Origin of the sequence: Marinococcus luteus (assembly GCF_034497705.1) — a bacterium.
Taxonomy (GTDB): Bacteria; Bacillota; Bacilli; order Bacillales; family Marinococcaceae; genus Marinococcus; species Marinococcus luteus_A.
Genome location: NZ_JAXRUV010000020.1, coordinates 1 through 2,247, shown reverse-complemented (window position 1 = coordinate 2,247; position 2,247 = coordinate 1). Strand labels below are relative to the sequence as shown.

2 protein-coding genes are annotated in these 2,247 nt (G+C 50.0%); one reads left to right on the top strand and one right to left on the bottom strand.

Annotated elements, in window-relative coordinates; all coding sequences use genetic code 11:
• A partial coding sequence (locus Q9M42_RS15505; protein ID WP_322527338.1) for a peptidoglycan-binding domain-containing protein occupies positions 1-1,178 on the bottom strand: 1,178 nt, incomplete at its 3' end.
• A 636-nt stretch (positions 1,179-1,814) separates the two neighbouring features.
• Between Q9M42_RS15505 and Q9M42_RS15500 the strand changes: the two genes are divergently transcribed.
• Positions 1,815-2,247 (top strand): peptidoglycan-binding domain-containing protein (locus Q9M42_RS15500; protein WP_322527337.1); only part of this gene is annotated, 433 nt, incomplete at its 3' end.

Genomic DNA, 2,247 nt, shown 5'->3' with positions numbered 1-2,247 from the left:
AGCTCATGCAGGTCCTCCTTCATGGCCTGGGCCGCGTCGCTGCTCACCCCGTCCTCCAGCACTTCGCTGTCGTCGGTGCCGGTGCTCCGGGCGTCGCTCAGTTCGCCAAGCGTGTCGTCATCCGCCACGCCATCAGCCGTCAGGCCGCGGTCCTCCTGGAAGGCCATGACCGCCTCCTCGCTCTGCGGGCCGAAGTGGTCGTTCGGGTCGGCAATGTCAAGGTAGCCGAGCTCGTGGAGGTCCTCCTTCATGGCCTGGGCCGCGTCGCTGCGGACCCCGTCCTCCAGCACTTCGCTGTCCCCGCTGCTGTGGCCGGCCCCGGCGCTCCGGGCGTCGCTCAGTTCGCCAAGCGTGTCGTCATCCGCCACGCCATCGGCCGAGAGCCCGTGGTCGTCCTGGAAGGCCATGACCGCCTCCTCGGTTTGCGGGCCAAAACGGTCGTTCGGATCGGCAATGTCGAGGTAGCCGAGCTCATGCAGGTCCTCCTTCATGGCCTGGGCCGCGTCGCTGCGGACCCCGTCCTCCAGCACTTTGCTGTCCCCGCTGCTGTCGCCAGTGCTCAAGGCGTCGCTCAGTTCGCCAAGCGTGTCGTCATCCGCCACGCCGTCGGCCGAGAGCCCTCGGTCGTCCTGGAAGGCCATGACCGCCTCCTCCGTCTGCGGGCCGAAGTGGTCGTTCGGATCGGCGATGTCGAGGTAGCCGAGCTCATGCAGGTCCTCCTTCATGGCCTGGGCCGCGTCGCTGCTCACCCCGTCCTCCAGCACTTCGCTGCCGCTATTACTGTTCGAGCTTTCTTCCTCCCGGCTTTCAATCAACACTTCTTCTAGTTCATTCAGGGTATTAGGCCCAGCTACGCCGTCAACTACCAGTTCATTTACCCTCTGAAAATCCCGGACCGCTTCGTCCGTTTTCGATCCAAAGTAAGTCGTTGGATTGTCCGTCACATGGAACCCTGCTTCGTTCAAGTCTTTTTGAAGTTCTTGAACGGCGCTTTCACTATCTCCCTGCTTTAGTGTTGAAGAAGCACTTTCTGCTTGTTGAAACTGGAATGGTAAAGAAGCTATAAGTATGAAAGCCACTGCAATTAATATGTAGTTTTTGAATTGAAAAATAATTTCGTCTCTCCTTCCGGTATCATAATTGCTCCATTTATTGATTTTGTATATTTTATAGGCCATTACTTAAAACCTACAATGTTCCTCAAAAGTCGGGCTACGCTATCCGCACTGCGTTATTAGCCACTTTCGCGTTTTCATTCAATCACTCGTCGATTATAATAAGCGTTTCAGGCGCAACTATGCCATCTGCGAATAAGTTATTGATTTTCTGAAAATTTCTATTTCCCGACTATTTTCAAGTCAAAATATGTATTATTTGATTCTGTGGTTTCAAAATCAGCATCGTTTGATATTTTTCCAGATGCTTTACTTCATTCCCAGCTCCCTCCTCTTCTAAAGTTCCTTTATCCGCTTTTCACTTCATGAGCTTCCACTAATAAATATTGAAGTGAAAGCCAATGTTTTGTTGATTAAAAGTAAATTACTATTTATTGAAACACATCCTTCCTCCTAAATATCGTATTATATTTCTCTCTGCATTTTATCGGTGCTGTCTAAAGACAACAATAGTTCCATATTGTCTTATTTAATTATTATATACCTACAAAATCTATGAATACCGCACCAACTTTCTCACCTTTTTCCATCTTTAGGAATGGAAATTTAGAGGACGACTTGTAAATTACTCCTTGCTTACATAGACTTTCTAGTATACATAAAGAACTAATCTTTTATACCTAAAAAGGAGTTTTTAGTTTGTTTAAGCCAGGTAAATTTTTGTTATATAGTACTGTAGCTGGCACTGCCTCTCTGTATTTATGGAACGCTACGCCGATCGAAGTCCAGGCATATACATACGATAACCTTCCATTAAGTGAATCTTCCACCGGAGAAGACGTTCAGCAACTGAAACAGGATTTAAATGAAGCTGGATTTCACGTAACTGACAATCCCACCGAGTATTTTGGACCAAAGACCGAACAGTCAGTAGAAGATTTCCAGCGCACCAACGACCTTGTCGTAGATGGGATCGCAGGAACCAATACCGTCGCAAAGCTGGAAGACGTGCTAAGTGACGACCCCGAGGGAAATCCTGACGCTCTGGAGAATGGCGTCCGCAGCGACGACGCCCGGGCCATGAAGCAGGACCTCCATGAGCTCGGCTACCTCGACATCGCCGACCCGAACG